Below are 19,764 nucleotides of genomic sequence, written 5' to 3'. Positions count from 1 at the left end.
GCATGACCACGGAGCCCACCCCCGGCAACGAGCACGGGCAGATCACCACGGACGAGCCGGTCGAGGCGCCCGGCGCGGCCGGCGGCTGCCCCGTCGCGCACGGCGACACGCTGCCCTCGCCGCTCACCGCGGACCCGAACAACACCTGGTGGCCGAACCGGCTGAACCTCAACATCCTGGCCAAGCACGCCCCGGCCAAGGACCCGATGGACGAGGGCTTCGACTACGCCGAGGCCTTCTCGGCCCTCGACCTGGCCGCCGTCAAGGCGGACGTCGTCGAGGTGCTCACCACCTCGCAGGCCTGGTGGCCGGCCGACTTCGGCCACTACGGCCCCCTGATGATCCGCATGGCCTGGCACTCCGCGGGCACCTACCGCGTCACCGACGGACGCGGCGGCGCCGGCGCCGGCCAGCAGCGCTTCGCCCCCCTCAACTCCTGGCCCGACAACGTGAGCCTGGACAAGGCCCGTCGTCTGCTGTGGCCCGTGAAGAAGAAGTACGGCAAGTCCATCTCGTGGGCCGACCTGCTGATCCTCGCCGGCAACGCCGCGCTCGAGGACATGGGCTTCACCACGTTCGGCTACGCCGGCGGCCGCGCCGACGTGTGGGAGCCCGACAACGACGTGTACTGGGGCTCGGAGACCGAGTGGCTGGGCACCGACAAGCGCTACACCGGCGACCGCCAGCTGGAGAAGCCGCTCGGCGCCACCACGATGGGCCTCATCTACGTCAACCCCGAGGGCCCCGAGGGCGTGCCGGACCCGCTGGCGGCCGCCCGCGACATCCGCGAGACCTTCGGCCGGATGGCGATGAACGACGAGGAGACCGTCGCGCTCATCGCCGGTGGCCACACCTTCGGCAAGACCCACGGCGCCCACGCCGACGACAAGATGGGCCCGGACCCGGAGGCCTCGCCGCTGGAGAACCAGGGCCTGGGCTGGAAGAACGGCTACGGCACCGGCAAGGGCGTCGACACCGTCACCTCCGGCCTCGAGGTCACCTGGACCACCACCCCGACCCAGTGGGGCAACGGCTTCTTCCACAACCTCTTCGGCTACGAGTGGGAGCTCACCAAGAGCCCCGCCGGTGCCCACCAGTGGGTGGCCAAGGACGCCGAGGACACCATCCCCGGTGCCCACGGCGAGCCGAACAAGAAGCCGACGATGCTCACCACCGACCTCTCGCTGCGCTTCGACCCGATCTACGAGTCGATCGCCCGCAGCTTCTACGAGGACCCGGCCAAGTTCGCCGACGCCTTCGCCCGCGCGTGGTTCAAGCTGACGCACCGCGACATGGGCCCGCTGGCGCGCTACCTCGGCCCCGAGGTGCCCGCCGAGACCCTGCTCTGGCAGGACGTGGTGCCTGCCGGCACCGCCCTGACCAAGTCCGAGGTCGTCAAGGTCAAGGCGGCGATCGCCGCCACCGGCCTGAGCATCCAGCAGCTGGTCACCACCGCGTGGGCCGCCGCCTCGTCCTTCCGCTCCTCCGACAAGCGCGGTGGCGCCAACGGTGGTCGCCTCCGCCTCGAGCCCCAGGTCACCTGGGAGGTCAACGAGCCCGAGAAGCTGCGCGGCGTCATCGCCACCCTCGAGGGCGTCGTCGAGACCGTCGCGGCCCAGGGCATCACCGTGTCCTTCGCCGACGTGGTCGTCCTCGGTGGCTCCGTGGGCGTCGAGCAGGCCGCCGCGGCGGCCGGCGTCGAGGTCACCGTCGACGTCACCACCGGTCGTGGCGACGCCACCCAGGAGCAGACGGACGTGGAGTCCTTCTCCTACCTCGAGCCCGCCGCCGACGGCTTCCGCAACTACGTGGGCAAGTCCGCCGAGCGTCCGGCCGAGTTCGAGCTGGTCGACCGCGCCAACCTGCTGGGCCTCTCCGCCCCGCAGATGACCGTCCTCCTCGGCGGCCTGCGCGCCATCGGCGCCACCTACCAGGGCACCGACGCCGGCGTCCTGACCGCCACCCCGGGCGCGCTGACCAACGACTTCTTCGCCCACCTGCTCGACCTGGGCAACACCTGGAAGCCGGTCGAGGGCGCCGAGGGCACCTACGAGTGCGTCTCCGACGCCACCGGCGAGAAGCTGTGGACCGGCACCCGTGCCGACCTGCTCTTCGGCTCCAACTCCGAGCTGCGCGCCGTCGCCGAGGTCTACGCGGCCGACGACGCCAAGGAGAAGCTCGTGCGGGACTTCGTCTCCGCCTGGACCCAGGTGATGGACGCGGACCGCTTCGACCTGGCCTGAGCCACGGCGAGCACCCCCCGGGGAGCTCGCGGAAGCACCTCGACGCCCGGTCGGACCCTCGCGGTCCGGCCGGGCGTCGGCGCATCCGGACTGTTGTCCCGGCGTCACGTCAGGCAGGCTCGGGGTCATGACCACCCTGCGAACCACCCGCCAGCGGTCCAGCCGTCACCCCGGCCTGCGCGCCGTCGCCGTCGCGGCGGTCCTGCCCACCGCCCTGCTCCTCGCCGGCTGCAGCGGCTCCGACGAGGAGGCCTCCGGTGACTCCTCGGCTGCCGCGGAGGAGAGCGCTGCGAGCGAGGACGGCGCCGGCTCCGGCGACTACTGCGCCGACCTGACCTCCACGCAGGAGGACCTCAGCGGCCTCTCCGGCGACGACCCCGCCAGCCTCGACCAGGCCTTCACCGCCTTCGACACCCTCGCGGCCGAGGCACCCGACGAGGTCGCCGAGCAGTGGACCGTGCTCACCGACATGGCCGACCAGGTGCGCACGGCCCTCGACGAGAACGACCTCACGCTCGAGGACCTCAGCACCCTCAGCACCACCGGCCAGCTGCCCGAGGGCGTGACCCAGGAGCAGGTCATCGCCGTCGGCGAGGAGCTCTCCTCCCTCACCTCCGCGAAGGTCAGCGAGGCCGCCTCGGCCATCTCCGTGCACGCCCAGAGCGAGTGCGGCATCACCCTCGGCCAGGGCTGAGCACCTCGTCCATCCCCTCCGCCGACGCCTCGGAGATCTCGCTCGCCACGCGCTGCAGCTCGGTGAGCGCGAGCGCGATCTCCGGGCGGTCGGCGGTGCCACGGCGCACCGAGGTGCGCACGTGCCGCACCGGTGTCGCCGAGCCGCGCAGCGGTACGCGGCTCAGCCGCTCGTCGTGCGCGACCCGCGCCAGCCGCGGCACGAGCATCACGCCGAACCCGGCAGCGACGAGGGCGGCACCCGTCTCCCACTCCACGATCTCGTGCGCCTGGTCCGGGGTGAAGCCCGCCGCCGCGCAGGCCGTGCTCACCATGTGGTGGTAGGGCCGGCCGGGCCGGTCCATGATCCAGCGCTCCCGGGCGACCTCGGTGAGCGAGACCCACGACCGCGCGGCGAGCCGGTGGTCGCTGCGCACCAGCAGGTCGAGGCTGTCCTCCATGAGGGGCTGCTGCTCGAACCGGGGGTCGTTCGTCGGGGGCAGCAGGTCGGTGGTGACGACCACCGCGAGGTCGACCTGCTCGGCCAGGAGCATCTCGAAGCACACCTCCGGGTCCGCCTCCACGATCCGCACCACGGACCGGGGGAACGCCTCCTGCACCCGGGCCGCCGCGGCCGGCAGCAGGGCGGTGGCGGCCGTGGAGAAACCCGCCAGCCGCAGCCGGCCGAGCCCGCCGCCCGGCCCGGACTGCACCTCGGCGCGGATGCGCTCCCAGTGCGCGAACAGGTCGTCCACCCGGGAGAGCAGGACGGCGGCCTCGCCGGTGAGCCGCACCCGGCGGCCGTCGGGCTCGAGCAGCCGCACGTCCAGGTCGCGGGCCAGCGTGCGCAGCTGGTGGGAGAGCGCCGAGGGCGTGTACCCGAGCTGCTGGGCGGCCGCCGTCACGGTGCCGCGCTCGGCGACGACCGCCAGGGCGCGCAGACGCGGATCGATCATGCGAAATGATTGCACGATCTCGTCCTTCTTTACGCGCTTTTCGTGCACGACCGGGTGAGCCGAGGATGGCCGCGTGCCGCACCTGGACCCGTTGCTCTCGCCGTACACGCTGGGCGGGCTGACCCTGCGCAACCGCGTCGTCAGCACCTCTCACGAGCCGGCCTACACCCAGGACGGGATGCCCAAGGACCGCTACCGCCTCTACCACCTGGACAAGGCCCGCGGCGGCGTCGGCCTCACGATGATCGGCGGCTCCGCCGTCGTCTCGCCCGACAGCCCGCCGGCCTTCGGCAACATGCTGCTCTACACCGACGAGGTCGTGCCGTGGCTGCGTCGGCTGGCCGACGACGTGCACGAGGCCGGGGCCGCGGTCATGTGCCAGGTGACGCACCTGGGGCGTCGCACCAGCGCGATGTCGGGGGACTGGCTGCCGCTGGTCTACCCCTCGCGGCTGCGCGAGCGCCAGCACCGGAGCTTCCCCAAGGTCGCCGAGGCCTGGGACGTCGACCGCATCGTGCGGCACTACGCCGAGGCGGCCCAGCGCTGCCAGGCCGCGGGCCTGGACGGGATCGAGATCGAGTCCTACAGCCACCTCTTCGACGCCTGGGCCTCGCCGGCCACCAACCACCGTGACGACGTCTTCGGCGGCGACCCGGAGGCCCGGCTCACGTTCGGGCTGCGGGTGCTCGAGGCCGTGCGCGCGGCCGTGGGCCCGGACTTCCTCGTCGGCCTGCGGATGGCCATGGACGAGGACCTCCCCGACGGGCTCGGCCTGGCCGACACCGTCGAGGTGCTGGCGCGCTACGCCGCGCACGGCGTCGACTTCCTCTCCGTCATCAAGGGCGGCCTCGACAGCGACAAGCGGCTGGCCGACACGATCCCGTCGATGGGCACGCCGGCCGCGCCGTTCCTGGAGTTCGCGGGGCAGGTGCGGGCCGCGGTGAGCATGCCGGTCATGCACGCGGCGCGGGTCTCCGACGTGGCCACGGCCCGCTACGCCGTGCGGGAGGGCCTGCTCGACCTCGTCGGGCTCACCCGGCCGCAGCTGGCCGACCCGCACCTGGTGGCCAAGGTCGCCCGCGGCGAGGAGGACCGGGTGCGCCCCTGCGTCGGCGCCTCCTACTGCCTCGACGCCATCTACGAGTCCGGCGACGCCAAGTGCGTGCACAACGCCGCCACCGGTCGCGAGGCGACGATGCCCCAGGTCATCGCCCCCTCGCCGCTCGCGGTGGCCGGACGCCGTCGGCGCGCGGTGGTCGTGGGGGCCGGCCCGGCCGGCCTGGAGGCGGCACGGGTGCTCGGCGAGCGCGGCCACGACGTCGTCGTCCTGGAGGCGGCCGACCGGCCCGGCGGCCAGGTGCTGCTGGCGTCGTCCTCGTTGCGTCGGCGCGACCTGATCGGGATCGTCGACTGGCGCGTGGCCGAGGCCAAGCACCACGGCGTCGACCTGCGCTGCGGGGTCTGGGCCGAGCCCGAGACGGTGCTCGCCGAGAACCCGGACCTGGTGCTCGTGGCCACCGGCGGCATGCCGGATCGAGGCGTCGCGGGCGCGGCGGAGGGCCTCGTCCTGGACACCTGGGACGTGCTCGGCGGAGCACCGGTGAAGCCCGGGGCCCGCGTGCTGGTCTACGACGACCACGGGGGTGAGCCAGCCCTGGACGCCGCCGAGCACCTGGCCCGCCTCGGCGCCCGCGTCGAGCTGGTCACGCCTGAGCGCACCGTCGGGATCAGCGTGGGCAGCATGAACAGCCCCGCCTACCTGCGCGCCTTCGCCGAGCACGGCGTGGAGCTCACAGTGGCCCGCCGCCTCGGCGCCGTCAGCCGCGGCGGCGGTGCTCTGCAGGTCGAGCTGACCAGCGACTACGCGCCCGGCTCGCCCCTGGTCCGCGAGGTCGACCACGTCGTCGTCGAGCACGGCACGGTGCCGAACGACGACCTGTACCACGCCCTGGTGCCGGGCTCCTCGAACCTGGGCGAGGTCGACCAGGACGCGCTGCTGGCCGTGCGGCCGCAGGAGGTCGTGCGCAACCCCGCCGGCACCTACCAGCTCTTCCGGCTCGGGGACGCCGTCGCCAGCCGCAACATCCACGCCGCCGTCTACGACGCGCTGCGTCTGTGCGTCACCGTCTGACCATCCAGGAGCCCCGCGTGACCCTGATCGACCGCCCGCCGACGCCCGCCGACGCCCACCCCGCCAGGCAGCGGCTGCTGGACGCCCTCGACGCGCGCCGACCCGGCCACGCGCTGCCCGCGGCGCTCTACACCGACCCCGACCTGCACGAGCTGGACCTGCGGTTCATCTGGCAGCGGCAGTGGATCTTCGTCGGCTCGGTCGCCGAGGTGCCCGAGGCCGGGGACTACCTGACGGTCGACCTGGGGCCGTCCTCGGTGCTGGTGCTGCGCGACGACGACGAGCAGGTCCGGGCGTTCCGCAACGTCTGCCGCCACCGCGGGGCACGGTTGGTCGAGCCCGGCCACGGCAGCGTCGGCAACCTGGTGTGCGGCTACCACCGCTGGACCTACGGCACCGACGGCGCGCTGCGCCACGCGCCGCAGCTGATGCCCGGCACCGACCCGGCTTGCCTGGGCCTGCGCACCGTCGCGATCCGCGAGGTCGCCGGCCTGCTGTTCGTCTGCCTGGCGCCCGATCCGCCCGACGACCTCGACAGTGTCGCCGCGGTCGTCGAGCCCTACCTCGCGCCGCACCGTCTCTCCACCGCCAAGGTGGCCGCCCAGGTCGACCTCGTCGAGGACGGCAACTGGAAGCTCACCATGGAGAACAACCGGGAGTGCTACCACTGCGACGGGCACCCCGAGCTGCTCTGCTCGCTGTTCCCGACGTGGGGGCTGGCCGCGCACCAGGTGCCCGAGCGGCTGAGGGCCGACCACGAGCGCTACCTCCAGGCCGAGCGCGACCTCGTCGCCCGCTGCGAGGAGCTCGGCCTGCCGCACGCCCTGGTCGACGACCTCGTCCACCGCTCCGTCGGGTTCCGCGTGCAGCGCGAGCCGCTGGACGGGGCGGGGGAGTCCTTCAGCCCCGACGGCCGCGCGCTGGTGCGCCGGCTGCTGGGCGACCTGCCCGAGTTCCGGCTCGGGCGGCTCGGCCTGCACACCCAGCCCAACGCCTGGTTCCACCTCCAGGCCGACCACGCCATCACGTTCGCGGCCCTCCCGCTCTCGGTGGACAGGACGCTGGTGCGCACGACCTGGCTCGTCGACGCGGACGCCGAGGAGGGCGTCGACTACGACGTCGAGGAGCTCTCCGCCACCTGGCGCGCCACCAACGCCCAGGATGCCGACTTCGTCGCCCTCACCCAGGCCGGGGTCGCCGACCCCGGCTACGAGCCCGGCCCCTACTCCGAGGCCGAGGGCCAGGTGGAGGCGTTCGTCTCCTGGTACGAGGCCCGGATGCGAGAGGAGCTCGCCCGATGACCAGCTTCCCGATCCTGCCGGGGCGCCCGGTGGCGACAGGGCCGGGCACGAGCCCGGCACCCCTGGCGTCCACGGCACCCCTGGCGACCCCGGCGCCCCTGCTGAGCGTGGTGCCCGACCTGCCCGTGCCGCTCGGCGCGGGCCTGCTGCCGCTCGAGCAGCCGCTGGACCAGGAGCTCGTGGTGCGCGCCCGCGTGCCCGAGACCCCCGACACCGTCACCCTCGTCCTCGAGCCCACCCGCCCGGGCACGTTCTCCTTCGTGCCCGGCCAGTTCCTCACCCTCGTCGTGGACGTCGGCGGCGCGGTCGTCGAGCGCTGCTACACGATCGCCTCACCGCCGACCCGGCCGCACCTGCTCGCCATCACGGTCAAGCGCGTGCCGGGCGGCGAGCTCAGCGGGCACCTGCACGACCGGCTCGCCGTGGGCGACCGGGTGCTGGCCAGGGGCCCGCTCGGCCGGTTCAGCGTCACCGAGAGCCCCGCCTCGTCCTACCTGCTGCTCTCGGCGGGCAGCGGCATCACCCCCGCGCTCTCGACCGTGCGCGCCATGGCCGACCTCGCTGTCCTCGGCCCTGGTGGCACCGACGTGGTGCTGCTGCACTGCGCGCGGACCGCGCGGGACCTGCCGGCGCGGGCCGAGATGGAGGCGCTGGCCGCCGCCCACCCCGGGCTGCGGCTGGTGTGGCTGCTGCGCGAGCCGGGGGAGGACTCCCCGTACGTGGCCGCCGGTCGGTTCGGCCCCGCCGCGCTCGCCGCGCTGGTGCCCGACGTCGCCGACCGCACCGTCCTCACCTGCGGACCCACCGGCTTCATGGCCGACGCCGAGGACGCGCTGGCCCTCGCGGGCGTGCCGGCCGAGCGACGGCTCGCGGAGAGCTTCTCGCTCTCCGCCCCGGACGCACCGCCCGTGACCACCGTGCCCGAGGGCGCGGCCCGGGTCCGCTTCGGCCGCAGCGGCCGCGAGGTCGCGTGCGGGCCGGGCAGCACCGTGCTCGACGCCGCCCGCGAGGCCGGGGTGCGCCTGCCGTCGTCCTGCGGGGCGGGCCTGTGCGGCAGCTGCAAGTCCACCCTCCTGGCCGGCCGCGTCGACATGCGCCACCAGGGCGGCATCCGCCCGCGCGAGATCGCCGCCGACCGCTTCCTGCCCTGCTGCTCCACCCCCGACGGCGACATCGTCGTCGACGCCTGAGCGCTCCCCACCCCGAGCCGTACCGAGAGGACTCCCTCATGACCGACACCTCCACCACCTCGCCCCTGACCGCGGACGCCGTGGTGGTCGGCTCCGGCGTCATCGGCTCGGCCGTCGCCCTCGAGCTGGCCCGCGCCGGCCGCGACGTGCTGATCATCGACAAGGCCGCCGGCCCCGGCTTCGGCTCCTCGAGCGCGTCGAGCGCGGTCATCCGCTTCCTCTACTCCACCTACGACACGGTCGCCACGTCGTGGGAGGCCAAGTTCATGTGGGAGGCGTGGGCCGAGCACCTGGGGCTGGCCGACCTCCCCGAGGTCGAGCGCCCCGCGCTCTCGGCGTTCCACCGCACCGGCATGCTGCACCTCGACATCGCCGCCGTGCCGCACGAGCAGGGCGCGGACCTGTTGCGCGCCGTCGGCGTGCCCCACGAGCACCTGGACGCCGACGCGCTCGCCGCCCGCTTCGGGCACGTCGACACCGGCCGCTACTGGCCCAACAAGCCGATCAGCGACGACGCCTTCTGGGAGGACGCCACCGAGACCCTGGGCGCCCTGTGGACCCCGGACGCCGGCTACATGGACGACCCGCGCCTGGCCGCCGACAACATGGCGTGGGCCGCCCGGCACCTGGGGGCGCGGACGATGTTCCGCACCCAGGTCGTCTCCGCCGAGCGCGTGGGGGAGACCTGGCGCCTCGGCCTGGCCGACGGCCGCACCGTCGAGGCGTTGGTCGTGGTCAACGCCGCCGGTCCGTGGTCCGGTGCCTTCAACGCGATGGCCGGCGTCGGCGCGGAGTTCACCGTGGGCGTGCGGCCGCTGCGCCAGGAGGTGCACCAGCTCAGCCGCCCGGCCGCGTGGGACGCCAGCGGCGCCGAGGGGGTCGCGCCGGGCGTCTTCGACATCGACCTCGGCACCTACATGCGGCCCGGCCCGGCCGGGGCCTGGGTCGTGGGCGGCACCGAGCCCGAGTGCGACCCCTTCGACTGGCTGGACGACCCCGACGCCGTCGACGACCACGTCACGACCGCCCGCTACGAGGCGCAGTCGACCCGCGCGGCCCGTCGCCTGCCCGACCTGCGCATCCCCAACCGGCCCTCCGGGGTCGTCGGCGTCTACGACGTGGCCGACGACTGGACGCCGATCTACGACCGCACCGACGCCCCCGGCTTCTACGTGGCCATGGGCACCAGCGGCAACCAGTTCAAGAACGCCCCGATCGCCGGCTGCTTCCTGGCCTCGATCATCGCGGCCGTCGAGGACGAGGGGGTCGACCACGACGCCACGCCGGTGACCTACGTCGGCGCGCACACGGGCCTGAAGATCGACCTCGGCTCCTTCTCCCGCAAGCGCGAGGTCAACGCGGCCAGCACCCGCACCGTCCTCGGCTGAGGCGGGTCCGACCACGGGCGAGGAGTGTGGTCCGCGGGCGGTGTGCCCCGGACCACACGGTCGAGGATGCGCCGTGGTGACCGGTCGACCCGTACGCTGGTGACATCAGCTCGTCTCCAGCTCCCGCCACGGGTTGATCGCACGTCGCAGCAGGCGCGGCCCTCGGGTCGCCTCCGCAGCCCCACCGCGACCCGCGCCCCACGAAGCCGTGGGTCGAGGACCTGCTCCGTGCCCACCGCCCCCCAGCCGGGGGATCGCGGTCGCCGGCGGGACGTCACCAGAGATTGCGACACCTCTTGTCAGTCCCCACCGCCGACACCACCGTCGGCTTCGAGGGCCTCGGCCTGCCCGAGTCCCTGACCACCGTCCTCTCCGCGCGCGGCATCACCAGCCCGACGCCGATCCAGGCCGCCACGCTGCCCGACTCCCTGGCCGGGCGCGACGTGCTCGGCTGCGGCCGCACCGGCTCCGGCAAGACCTTCGCGTTCCTGCTGCCCGTCGTGAACCGCCTCGCCGGCGGCCCGCGGGCCGGGTCGCGCACCCCGCGCGCCATGATCCTCGCGCCGACCCGTGAGCTGGCCAACCAGATCCTGGAGTCCCTGGAGCCCCTGGCCCAGGCGGCCGGCCTCACCACCCGCGTCGTCTTCGGCGGCGTCGGCCAGAACCCGCAGGTGCAGGCGCTGCGCAAGGGCGTCGACGTCCTCGTCGCCACGCCGGGGCGCCTCGAGGACCTGATCGGGCAGGGGCACTGCGACCTCTCCCGCGTCGAGGTCTCCGTGCTGGACGAGGCGGACCACATGTCCGACCTGGGCTTCCTGCCCGCCGTCCGCCGCCTGCTGCGCGCCACGCCCGGCAACGGCCAGCGCCTGCTGTTCTCGGCCACGCTGGACAAGGCCGTGGACGGCGTCGTCCGCGAGTTCCTCACCTCCCCGGTGACCCACCGCGCCGACCCGCCGGTCGCGCCGGTCTCGACCATGACGCACCACGTGCTGCACCTGGACCGCGACCAGCGACTGCCGGTGCTGGTCGACCTCACCAGCGCCCCCGGCCGCACCGTCGTCTTCACCCGCACCAAGCACGGCGCGAAGGCCCTGGCCCGCCAGCTGAACAAGAACGGCGTGCCCACCGTCGAGCTGCACGGCAACCTCGGCCAGAACGCCCGCGTGCGCAACCTGGACGCCTTCTCCGACGGCCGCGCGAGCACGCTGGTCGCCACGGACATCGCGGCGCGCGGCATCCACGTCGACGACGTCACCCTCGTGGTGCACGCCGACCCGCCGGCCGAGCACAAGGCCTACCTGCACCGCTCCGGCCGCACCGCCCGCGCCGGCGAGTCCGGCACCGTCGTCACCCTGATGACCTCCGAGCAGGTGCGCGACGTGCGCGACCTGACCCGGGCGGCCGGCATCAAGCCGACCACCACCAAGGTCGACGGCCCCAGCCACCCGGTGCTGCGCAGCCTGGCCCCGGGCGAGCGCACCCGCAGCGGCGCGCTCGACCTGACGCCGGCCGTCCCCCAGCAGGGCGGCCAGGCGGGCTCCGGTGGCAACGGCAGCGGCAACGGCAACGGTCGTCGACGCCGCCGCGGCGCCGGCGGCTCGGGTGGAGCCGCGTCCGGTCAGCAGTCCGGGCGCCCCGCGGGCTCGGGCTCCGGGCGTCCGCGCCGCAGTGGCCAGGGCGGCCAGGGCGCTGCGTCCTCCGGCTCGGCCGGTGGCCGCGGCACCGCGCGCACGGGTGGTGCCCGCAGCGGCGGTCGCCCCGAGGGCAACCGCTCCGGTGCCTCGCGGCGCCGGTCGGGCGGCGGCAGCCGCTCGGGCGGTCAGCGCGGCTGACCGCTCCCGCACCCGTCACGCCGGGTCGACCCCGAGAGATCGGGGCCGACCCGGCGTGCTCGCTTCCGGAGCGGGTGCGTGCGTCAGGCGCGCCGCGCGGGGCGGTCGCCGAGGCAGTGGGCCGCGGCGGCGGTGCCGGCGGTCACGACGCCGACCGAGGGCCAGGCGCCGATCTTCTTGGCGAGCGGGTGGGAGCCGCCGAAGGCGCCCACGTACAGGGCGAGCAGCCCGGCCGCGCGGGCCGGGCCGACCCCCTTGCTCCACGAGACGGCGCTCGCGGCACCCGCGGCGCCGAGCACGAGGCCGCCGAGCTGGCGGTTGCCGGAGAACCGGGCGGTGGCGTAGCCGCCGACGAGGCCGGCGGAGACGAGGACGGAGGTGGGTGGACGCACGTCTCGAACCTAGCGCGGCCCGCGGAGCCCACCCGGTCGGTCCCGTCGTCCCCCTAGGCTCGTGCGATGCCCGCCACGCCCGACCAGTCCGCACGCGTCGTCCGGCCGCCGGCCCCCGGGGCCACCATGCTCGCGATGGTCACCACCGCCCACGGTGGCCCGGAGGTCGTGGAGGCCCGTCGCGTGCCGGTGCCGGTGCCGGGGCCGGGCGAGGTGCTGGTGCGGGTCGCGGCGGCGGGCTGCAACAACACCGACCTGTGGACCCGCGAGGGCGCCTACGGGCCCGCCGACGACCCCTCGCGCCGCGGTGGCTGGCTCGGCCCGCTCGACTTCCCCCGCATCCAGGGCGGGGACGTGGCGGGCACCGTCTTCGCGCACGGCGAGGGCGTGACCTCGCCGCCGCTGGGGGCCCGCGTCCTGGTGGACCCGGCGCTCTACGACTCCGAGGAGCCCGACGCGCTGGTCGTCGACGTGCTCGGCAGCGAGCGCGACGGCGGCTTCGCCGAGCACGCGGTGGTGCCGGCGTCCTGCGTGCACGACGTGACGGGCTCGCCCCTGACGGACGTCGAGCTGGCGGCCCTGCCGATCGCCTACGGCACGGCCCTGGGTCTCCTGGCGCGCTCGGGGGCGGGGGAGGGCGACACCGTGCTGGTCACCGGTGCCTCCGGCGGTGTCGGGCTGGCCGCCGTGGAGCTGGCCTCGGCCCGCGGGTGCCGGGTGGTGGCGGTCTCCAGTGGTGCGAAGGCGGACGCGGTGCGCGCCGCCGGGGCGGACGTGGTGGTCGACCGGGGACGGGGCACGGTGCTGGACGACGTGCGCGCCGCCTGCCCCGAGGGGCTGGACGCGGCCCTGGACGTGGTGGCCGGCCCGGTGCTCTCCGGGGGTCTCGGGCTGCTGCGGCCCGGCGGACGGTGGGTGGTGGCCGGCTCGCTGGACGGGGCGCAGGTGAGCGTCGACGTCCGCTCCCTCTACCTCGCCAACCAGGCGCTCGTGGGCTCCACCATGCACTCCCCGGCGATCTTCGCCGAGCTGGTCGACCTCGCCCGGGCCGGCGAGGTCCGTCCCGTCATCGCGGTGACGCACGCGTTGGCCGACCTGCCGGCCGCGCACGCCGACCTCGCCGGTCGTGGGCTCGTCGGCAAGGTCGTCGTCGTGCCGTGACGCGGGTCCGCCCTGCGGGGATGCGCGATCGGCGCGGGATGGTGAGTTCAGTCCAGCGCTTCACTTCTGCCGAGTGAAGCCTTAGCCTTCACTCATGACCGCCGTCTACACCGTGATCGGTGACCTGGTCGGGTCGCGCGAGCTGCCCGATCGTGCCGCGGCGCAGAAGGCCGTGGGCGAGGTCCTCGCCGACGTCTCGGCCATCGTACCCGGGGTGCAGCCCTTCGAGGCGACGGTCGGGGACGAGGTGCAGGGCGCCTTCGCGACGATCGGGGACGCGACCCGGGCGGGGCTGCTCGCGCGCCTGGGCCTGCTGGCCCACGGCGTCGACCTGCGGTGCGGGTACGGGCACGGCGAGGTGACGGTCCACGAGGCCGACCGTCGTCCGCTCCTCCAGGACGGGCCGGGGTGGTGGAGCGCGCGCGAGGCGGTCGACGTGCTCGGGCAGCCGCGCCGCAGCGGGCAGCGCAGCTGGTACGTCGGCCCGGACGCCGGGCGCGTGGTCGGCTACCTGCTGGTGCGCGACGCGCTCGTGGACCGGCTCACCGACAGGCACCGGGAGATGCTCGCGCTGGCCGTCGCCGGGCGCACGCAGGCGGAGGTCGCCGACGCGCTGGGCCTGTCTCGCTCGGCCGTCAGCCAGGCCTTCGCCCGGGGTGTCGGTGCCGTGCGTGAGGCTGTCCTCCTGCTCGACGCCGAGCCCGGCGTGGACGAGGTCGTGGACGAGGACGTGGACGAGGGCATGGACGAGGGCGTGGACGAGGGCGTGGACGAGGGCGTGGACGAGGGGGAGGGTGCATGAGCCTGGTGCTGGTCGGCGTGTGGCTGGCGGCTCTCGGCGTGGGGGACCTCGGCCGAGCCGGGGCCGACGTGGTCGGCCTGCGGCGCCGGCTGGTGTGCCTGGCGATGGCGGCCGTGGTGCTGCTGGTCGGCCTGCTCGTCGTCCGTCCCGACGGCGCGTGGGGCCCGGTGGTGGGGGTCCTGCTGCTGGGGGACGTGGCGGTGTGGCTGGGCGCCTCGGGGGTCGCGCTCGACCCCACGCGGACGGCACGGGCCCGCGCGGCGGCGCGCTGGCTGGCGTTCGGGTCGCTGCTCGGTGGGATGGTCGTCGCGGCCCTCGCGGTGCAGACCGTCGACCACCTGGTCACGTGGCCGGACTGGACGAGCCGGACGCTGGCGGCGCGCTGGCCGGCCCAGGACCTGGTGGTCGCGGGCGGGGCCGTGCTCGTCCAGCTGGCCACGGGGAACATCCTGGTCCGACTGCTGCTCGACGCCGTCGGGGTGCCCGCGACCAGCAACGAGAAGCAGCTGAAGGGCGGCCGCGTGCTCGGGCCGATGGAGCGGGTGTTCATCATCGGTCTCGGCGGGGTCGGGCAGCTCACCGCGGCCGCCATCGTGGTGGCCGCCAAGGGACTGCTGAGGTTCCCCGAGCTCCAGCGTGCCCAGCTGCGTCCGCAGGAGATCGCCCCCTCGCCCGGGGGCCCCAGTGACGTGACCGAGTACTTCCTGATCGGCAGCTTCGCCAGCTGGCTGCTCGCGCTGGGGGGCGTGGCGCTCGTGCACCTGGCCTGACGGTCGGGCGGGGGCCGAGCCGGCGCGTGACCCCGGACGGGGACGCTCGTTGAGCGGGTCACCACGTCCACCTCGGAGCCCACTCCGTGCGTCGCGCCACCCGCGTCGACGGAGCCTCCACGGGGTGCCCGAGAGGGGGGTCCCCTGGACCCGGCGCCGGTGACACGCCGCCGACGCAGGGCGTCGGCGGTGTCGATGGGACACCGGGGCCGGCGAGCGGCCCGGGCGCCGAGCCCCCTGTGCGGCGTCCGGGCCGTGCCGTGCTGCCCCTCAGCCCCTCAGTGCTGTGAGATGTCAGACATCTGTCGCTTGATGTCGAGAGGTTGCATTCTGCAATCGGTCTCGGCGTGCCAGGCTGGAGGACGGCCCACCGGTGCGCCACCCCGACAGCGCCGCACGGGCCGTCCACCCGATCGCTCCCCTGGAGGAGGCCTCGTGCCCACCACCGTCCTGTCCAGCCCCGCCCACTACGTGCAGGGCAAGAACGTCATCGCCGAGCTCGGCACCCACCTGAAGAACCTCGGCAGCACCCCGCTGCTCGTCGCCGACGACATCGTCTGGGGCATCGTCGAGGACGCCCTCGGCAAGGGCTTCGCCGACGCCGGCCTCGCCGTCGTGCGGGTCGGCTTCGGTCGCTTCGCGACGCCCGGCGCGGTCGACGGGCTCGTCGAGACCATCACGTCCGGCGGCCACGACGTGATCGTCGGCGTCGGCGGCGGTTCCGCCATCGACGCCGCCAAGGCCGCGGGCCACCTCGCCGGCGTGCGCTGGGCCTCGGTGCCCACCGCCGCGTCCTCCGACGCCCCGACCTCCGCCCTCTCGGTGATCTACACCGAGGAGGGCGAGTTCATCGAGTACCGCTTCTTCCCGCACAACCCCGACCTGGTGCTCATCGACACCCAGCTCGTGGCCAACGCGCCGGTCGCCTTCCTCGTGGGCGGCATCGGCGACGCGCTGGCCACCTGGGTCGAGGCCCGCGCCACCGCGCGTGGCACCGGCTCGACGATGGCCGGCGGCCGCCCGACCCACGCCGGCACCGCGCTCGCCCAGCTCTCGTGGGACCTGCTGCACGAGAACGCGCTGGCCGCGCTGGACGCCGTCCGGGCCAAGGTCGTGACCCCCGCGCTCGAGGCCGTCGTCGAGGCCAACACCCTGCTCTCCGGCCTCGGCTTCGAGTCCGGTGGCCTCGCCGCCGCGCACGCCATCCACAACGGCCTCACCGCCGCGCCGCAGACCCACGGCCTCTCGCACGGCCAGAAGGTCAACTTCGGCACCACCACCCAGCTCGTGCTCGAGGGCGCGGACGCCGAGGAGCTCGCCGACTTCGTGGAGTTCACCACCCGCGTCGGCCTGCCCAACACCCTCGCCGAGATCGGTCTGACCGCCGAGAACACCGCCGAGCTGCGCGCCGTGGCCGAGGCCGCCTGCGTCGAGGGCGAGACCATCCACAACATGCCGTTCCCGGTCACCCCCGAGGCGGTTGTGGACGCCATGCTCGCCACCGACCGGATCGCCACCCGCGTCCGCGTCGAGCGCAGCCTGCCCGCGCCGCAGATGCACCACGCCAAGCACTGAGCACCACCCCTGGTCGCGTGCGACCACTCACCCGGCCGGGCGGAACAATCCGCCCGGCCGGCGTGCTTTTGTCGTGACATTGCACTGATCCCCATCAGCAGGAGGAACACCATCGTGGTCAGCCTCGGCTCCACCGGCATCGACATGCACCCGCTCGTCCTGGGCACCAACGTCTTCGGCTGGACGGCGGACACCGCCGCCTCCCACCAGGTCCTGGACGCCTTCGCCGACGGCGGCGGCACGCTCATCGACACCGCGGACGTCTACTCCGCCTGGGGCGAGGGCCACACCGGCGGCGAGTCCGAGACCGTCATCGGCGAGTGGTTCGCGCAGGGCAGCAACCGCGACAAGCTGCTCGTGGGCACCAAGGTCTCCCAGCACCCCGAGTTCCCGGGGCTCTCGGCCCCCAACGTGCGCAAGGCCATCGACGCCTCGCTGCAGCGGCTGCAGACCGACCACGTCGACCTGTACTGGGCCCACTTCGACGACGAGTCGACCCCGCTGGAGGAGACCGTCGCGGTCTTCGACGAGGTCGTGAAGTCCGGCAAGGCCCGCTTCGTCGCCGTGTCCAACTACTCCGCCGAGCGCGTGCAGCAGTGGATCGACATCGCCACCGCCGAGGGCTTCGACCTGCCCGTCGCGCTGCAGCCGCACTACAACCTGGTGACCCGCGAGCCCTTCGAGTCGACCCTCGCCCCCGTGGCGAAGGCCAACGGCCTCGGCGTCATGCCGTACTTCGCCCTGGCCTCCGGGTTCCTCACCGGCAAGTTCCGCACCCTGGAGGACGTCAAGGCCTCGGCCCGGGGCGCGATGACGCAGGGCTACTTCTCCACCGAGGGCCTCGCCGTCGTCGACGCGGCCGCGGAGATCGCCGCGGCCCACGACGTGAGCATCGCGACCGTCTCGCTGGCCTGGCTCGCCGCCCAGGAGACCGTCGCCGGCCCCATCGCCTCGGCGCGCACCACCGAGCAGCTGGGCGACCTGCTGGCCATCGGCGACCTGACGCTGAGCGCCGACGAGATCGCCACGCTGGACGCCGTCTCCGCGCAGGTGCCCACCCAGTCCTGAGCCTCTCCGGACGCACGACGCCCTCTCCCGCAGCCCGCGGGGGAGGGCGTCGACGTGTCGTGGGCAGGTGCTCAGACGCCGGGCACGATCCGCATGTCGCGCACCGCGCCGTCGCCGAGCGCCTCGAGCGCCTCGGCGTAGGCGGGGGAGTCGTGCGCAGCCAGCGCGGTCTCCACGTCCGGGAAGAGGATCACGGTGGTGCGCTGCTCCAGGCCGGCCTCGTAGGTCTTGGCCGGCAGGCCGCGCGCCACGAAGGTGCCGCCCGCCGCCTCCAGCGCCGGGGCGGCCAGTGCCGCGTACGCAGCGACCTTGTCGGGGTCGGAGATCTCTCGGTAGCAGCTCACCCAGTACGCACTCATGGAGCCATCCTGCCCGCCGGCCCGCAGGAGTCCGTCGTGGTGTCCGGCACCCGGCCCTCTAGCCTGCAGGCGTGGGACGCAGCAGCCGCAGGCAGCAGGACGACGACGGGCCGGCCGACCGGCCGGTGCTGCCCGAGCACCTCGAGGTGGTGGAGACCGACGGCGGGCTGCTGTTCCGGCGCGACGGACGGGACCAGTCCTTCGTCGACGTCACCGACCCGGCGCGCCTGCCGTTCGACTACGTCCGCCGGCTCGCCGACGCGCTGGACGTCCTGGCACCGCCCGGCGAGCCCCTGCGCGTCGTGCACGTCGGGGGAGCGGGCCTGAGCCTGCCGCGCTACCTGGCCGTCACCCGCCCCAGGTCGGCGCAGACCGTCCTCGAGCCGGACGAGGCGCTCACCGCGGCCGTGCGCGCGCTCGCGCCGCTGCCCGCACGCTCCGGCATCCGCGTCCGACCCGTCCTCGGCCGCCCCGGCCTGGAGGCGCTCGCCGCGGGCGAGCGGCGCGAGGGTGCGGACGTCGTCGTCCTGGACGCCTTCGACGACGGGCGCGTCCCCGCGGACCTGGCGAGCGGACCGGGCCTGCGCGCGCTGGCCGCCGTCCTCGCCCCGCACGGCACCGCGCTGCTCAACGTCGCCGACGAGGCGCCCTTCGCACTGGCCCGCGACGTGCTGGCGGCGGTGCGCGAGCACTTGCCGCAGGTCTGCGTCAGCGCCGAGCCGGCCACGCTGCGGGGTCGGCGCCCCGGGAACCTGGTCGTCGTCGCCTCGCGCGCGCCCGTGCCCGTGCGCGCGCTGGAGGAACGTGCGCGACGTGGCGGCGCCCCGTACCGGGTGCTGGACGCGGCCACCGTCTCGGACACCCTCGGGGGTGGCAGCCCTCGGCCCGACCCGGCCTAGGTTGAAGGGGACAACCACTGTCGGACCCCGACGGTGTGCCATCCCGAGGAGGCCGTCCGTCGGCCCCGCCAGACCTGGAGGTCGAACCGTGACCGAGAGCACCACCGCCACTCCCGCCCCTGTCGTCGCCGTGCTGGGCACCGGCATCATGGGCGCCGGCATGGCGCGCAACATCGCCGGTGCCGGCCTGGAGGTGCGGGTGTGGAACCGCAGCCGCGAGAAGGCCGAGCCCCTCGCCGACGTCGCCACGGTCGCCGAGTCCGCGGCCGAGGCCGTGGCCGGCGCCGACGTGGTGGTCTCGATGCTCTTCGACCTCGAGGCCACCGCCACGGTCGTCCGGGGCATCGGTGACGGCTTCGTCGACGGCGCGGTCTGGGTCCAGTGCTCCACCGTGGGCGTCGAGGGCGCCGCCGCCCTGGCCGAGGTCGCCTCCGAGGTCGGCGTGACCTACGTCGACGCGCCCGTCCTGGGCACCCGCAAGCCCGCCGAGGACGGCACCCTCGTGATGCTCGCGTCGGGCCCCGACGAGGCGCGAGACGCCGTCGCGCCGGTCTTCGACGCGATCTCCTCACGCGTCATGTGGGTCGGCCCCGCCGGGGACGGGCAGAAGGTGAAGCTCACCGCCAACGCGTGGGTCCTCACCGTGGTCGAGGGCATCGCCGAGTCGCTGACCCTGGCCCGCGACCTGGGCGTCGACCCCGCGCTCTTCCTCGAGGCCGTGAGCGGCGGCGCCATGGACGCCCCCTACGTGCAGCTGAAGGGCAAGGCCATGCTCGCCGAGCAGCACGCCCCGTCCTTCGCGCTCTCGGGCGGGCTCAAGGACGCAGGCCTCATCCTGGAGGCCGCGCACGGTGCCGGGCTCGACCTCGGCCTGATGCCGGCCATCCGCGAGCACCTGGCCCGGGCCGTGGACGCCGGGCACGGCGACCTCGACCTCTCCGCGACGTACCTGGAGCACTGAGCCCCACCCCGGGGCCCACCCGGGGCCCACCCGGGGCTCCACCCGGGGCTCCACCCAGGGCCCG

At 74.7% G+C, this 19,764-nt stretch carries 17 protein-coding genes; 14 read left to right on the top strand and 3 right to left on the bottom strand.

Translation table 11 applies throughout. The annotated features are described in order from the left end of the window. The first annotated feature begins 2 nt into the window (after nt 1-2). Both katG and M8316_RS11265 read left to right on the top strand, forming a co-directional pair. Nucleotides 3-2,243, top strand: coding sequence for a catalase/peroxidase HPI (katG, locus tag M8316_RS11270; RefSeq protein WP_250054617.1), 2,241 nt, complete (start codon nt 3-5; stop codon nt 2,241-2,243). A gap of 127 nt (nt 2,244-2,370) precedes the next feature. Then, nucleotides 2,371-2,937, top strand: a complete 567-nt coding sequence (locus tag M8316_RS11265) for a hypothetical protein (RefSeq protein WP_250054616.1) — start codon at nt 2,371-2,373, stop codon at nt 2,935-2,937. Here M8316_RS11265 and M8316_RS11260 read toward each other — a convergent pair. Next, nucleotides 2,918-3,871 carry a LysR family transcriptional regulator gene (locus M8316_RS11260; RefSeq protein WP_250054615.1) on the bottom strand — a complete coding sequence of 318 codons (954 nt, stop codon included), beginning with the start codon at nt 3,869-3,871 and terminating at the stop codon, nt 2,918-2,920. The two genes, M8316_RS11265 and M8316_RS11260, sit on opposite strands and share 20 nt — an antisense overlap. 73 nt (nt 3,872-3,944) lie before the next feature. Between M8316_RS11260 and M8316_RS11255 the strand changes: the two genes are divergently transcribed. From M8316_RS11255 to M8316_RS11235, 5 genes are all read left to right on the top strand, one after another. Continuing rightward, nucleotides 3,945-6,002, top strand: coding sequence for an oxidoreductase (locus M8316_RS11255; RefSeq protein WP_250054614.1), 2,058 nt, complete (start codon nt 3,945-3,947; stop codon nt 6,000-6,002). Nucleotides 6,003-6,019: 17 nt separating this feature from the next. Next, the gene (locus tag M8316_RS11250; RefSeq protein ID WP_250054613.1) at nt 6,020-7,303 is read left to right on the top strand and encodes an aromatic ring-hydroxylating oxygenase subunit alpha; all 1,284 of its coding nucleotides are present in this window, start codon (nt 6,020-6,022) and stop codon (nt 7,301-7,303) included. After that, entirely contained in the window at nt 7,300-8,493 is a 1,194-nt protein-coding gene (locus M8316_RS11245; RefSeq protein WP_250054612.1) for an FAD-binding oxidoreductase, read from the top strand. The genes M8316_RS11250 and M8316_RS11245 overlap by 4 nt, the downstream gene beginning before the upstream one ends. A 38-nt stretch (nt 8,494-8,531) precedes the next feature. Continuing rightward, nucleotides 8,532-9,881 (top strand): NAD(P)/FAD-dependent oxidoreductase, encoded by a 1,350-nt coding sequence (locus M8316_RS11240; protein ID WP_250054611.1) that lies wholly within the window; start codon nt 8,532-8,534, stop codon nt 9,879-9,881. Between the two features lie 296 nt (nt 9,882-10,177). Continuing rightward, nucleotides 10,178-11,713: a DEAD/DEAH box helicase gene (locus tag M8316_RS11235; RefSeq protein ID WP_250054610.1), complete on the top strand. Its 1,536-nt coding sequence runs from the start codon at nt 10,178-10,180 to the stop codon at nt 11,711-11,713. A gap of 83 nt (nt 11,714-11,796) precedes the next feature. Here M8316_RS11235 and M8316_RS11230 read toward each other — a convergent pair whose 3' ends face one another. Beyond that, the gene (locus M8316_RS11230; RefSeq protein WP_250054609.1) at nt 11,797-12,105 is read right to left on the bottom strand and encodes a hypothetical protein; all 309 of its coding nucleotides are present in this window, start codon (nt 12,103-12,105) and stop codon (nt 11,797-11,799) included. Between the two features lie 66 nt (nt 12,106-12,171). On the opposite strand from M8316_RS11230, the gene M8316_RS11225 reads away from it, so the two are divergent. From M8316_RS11225 to M8316_RS11205, 5 genes are all read left to right on the top strand, one after another. After that, nucleotides 12,172-13,266 carry a zinc-binding dehydrogenase gene (locus M8316_RS11225; protein WP_250054608.1) on the top strand — a complete coding sequence of 365 codons (1,095 nt, stop codon included), beginning with the start codon at nt 12,172-12,174 and terminating at the stop codon, nt 13,264-13,266. A 94-nt stretch (nt 13,267-13,360) separates the two neighbouring features. After that, on the top strand, nt 13,361-14,068 hold the full coding sequence (locus M8316_RS11220; RefSeq protein ID WP_250054607.1) for a SatD family protein: 708 nt from the start codon (nt 13,361-13,363) through the stop codon (nt 14,066-14,068). Then, nucleotides 14,065-14,838, top strand: coding sequence for a hypothetical protein (locus tag M8316_RS11215; protein ID WP_250054606.1), 774 nt, complete (start codon nt 14,065-14,067; stop codon nt 14,836-14,838). Before M8316_RS11220 ends, M8316_RS11215 begins: the two co-directional genes overlap by 4 nt. Nucleotides 14,839-15,273: 435 nt before the next feature. Beyond that, nucleotides 15,274-16,413 carry a glycerol dehydrogenase gene (locus tag M8316_RS11210; protein WP_250054605.1) on the top strand — a complete coding sequence of 380 codons (1,140 nt, stop codon included), beginning with the start codon at nt 15,274-15,276 and terminating at the stop codon, nt 16,411-16,413. Nucleotides 16,414-16,557: 144 nt separating this feature from the next. After that, on the top strand, nt 16,558-17,481 hold the full coding sequence (locus tag M8316_RS11205) for an aldo/keto reductase (protein WP_272495122.1): 924 nt from the start codon (nt 16,558-16,560) through the stop codon (nt 17,479-17,481). Nucleotides 17,482-17,552: 71 nt separating this feature from the next. Here M8316_RS11205 and M8316_RS11200 read toward each other — a convergent pair whose 3' ends face one another. Continuing rightward, a complete protein-coding gene (locus M8316_RS11200; RefSeq protein ID WP_250054603.1) occupies nt 17,553-17,840 on the bottom strand; it encodes a DUF1330 domain-containing protein in 288 nt (95 codons plus the stop codon). A 71-nt stretch (nt 17,841-17,911) separates the two neighbouring features. Between M8316_RS11200 and M8316_RS11195 the strand changes: the two genes are divergently transcribed. Beyond that, the gene (locus tag M8316_RS11195) at nt 17,912-18,739 is read left to right on the top strand and encodes a spermidine synthase (protein WP_250054601.1); all 828 of its coding nucleotides are present in this window, start codon (nt 17,912-17,914) and stop codon (nt 18,737-18,739) included. 88 nt (nt 18,740-18,827) lie between these two features. After that, on the top strand, nt 18,828-19,700 hold the full coding sequence (locus M8316_RS11190) for an NAD(P)-dependent oxidoreductase (protein WP_250054599.1): 873 nt from the start codon (nt 18,828-18,830) through the stop codon (nt 19,698-19,700). The last annotated feature ends 64 nt before the right edge of the window (nt 19,701-19,764 follow it).

Origin of the sequence: Nocardioides bruguierae (assembly GCF_023554635.1) — a bacterium.
Taxonomy (GTDB): Bacteria; Actinomycetota; Actinomycetes; order Propionibacteriales; family Nocardioidaceae; genus Nocardioides; species Nocardioides bruguierae.
The sequence above is the reverse complement of the archived record's forward strand: the minus strand, read 5'-3'. Positions and strand labels throughout refer to the sequence as shown.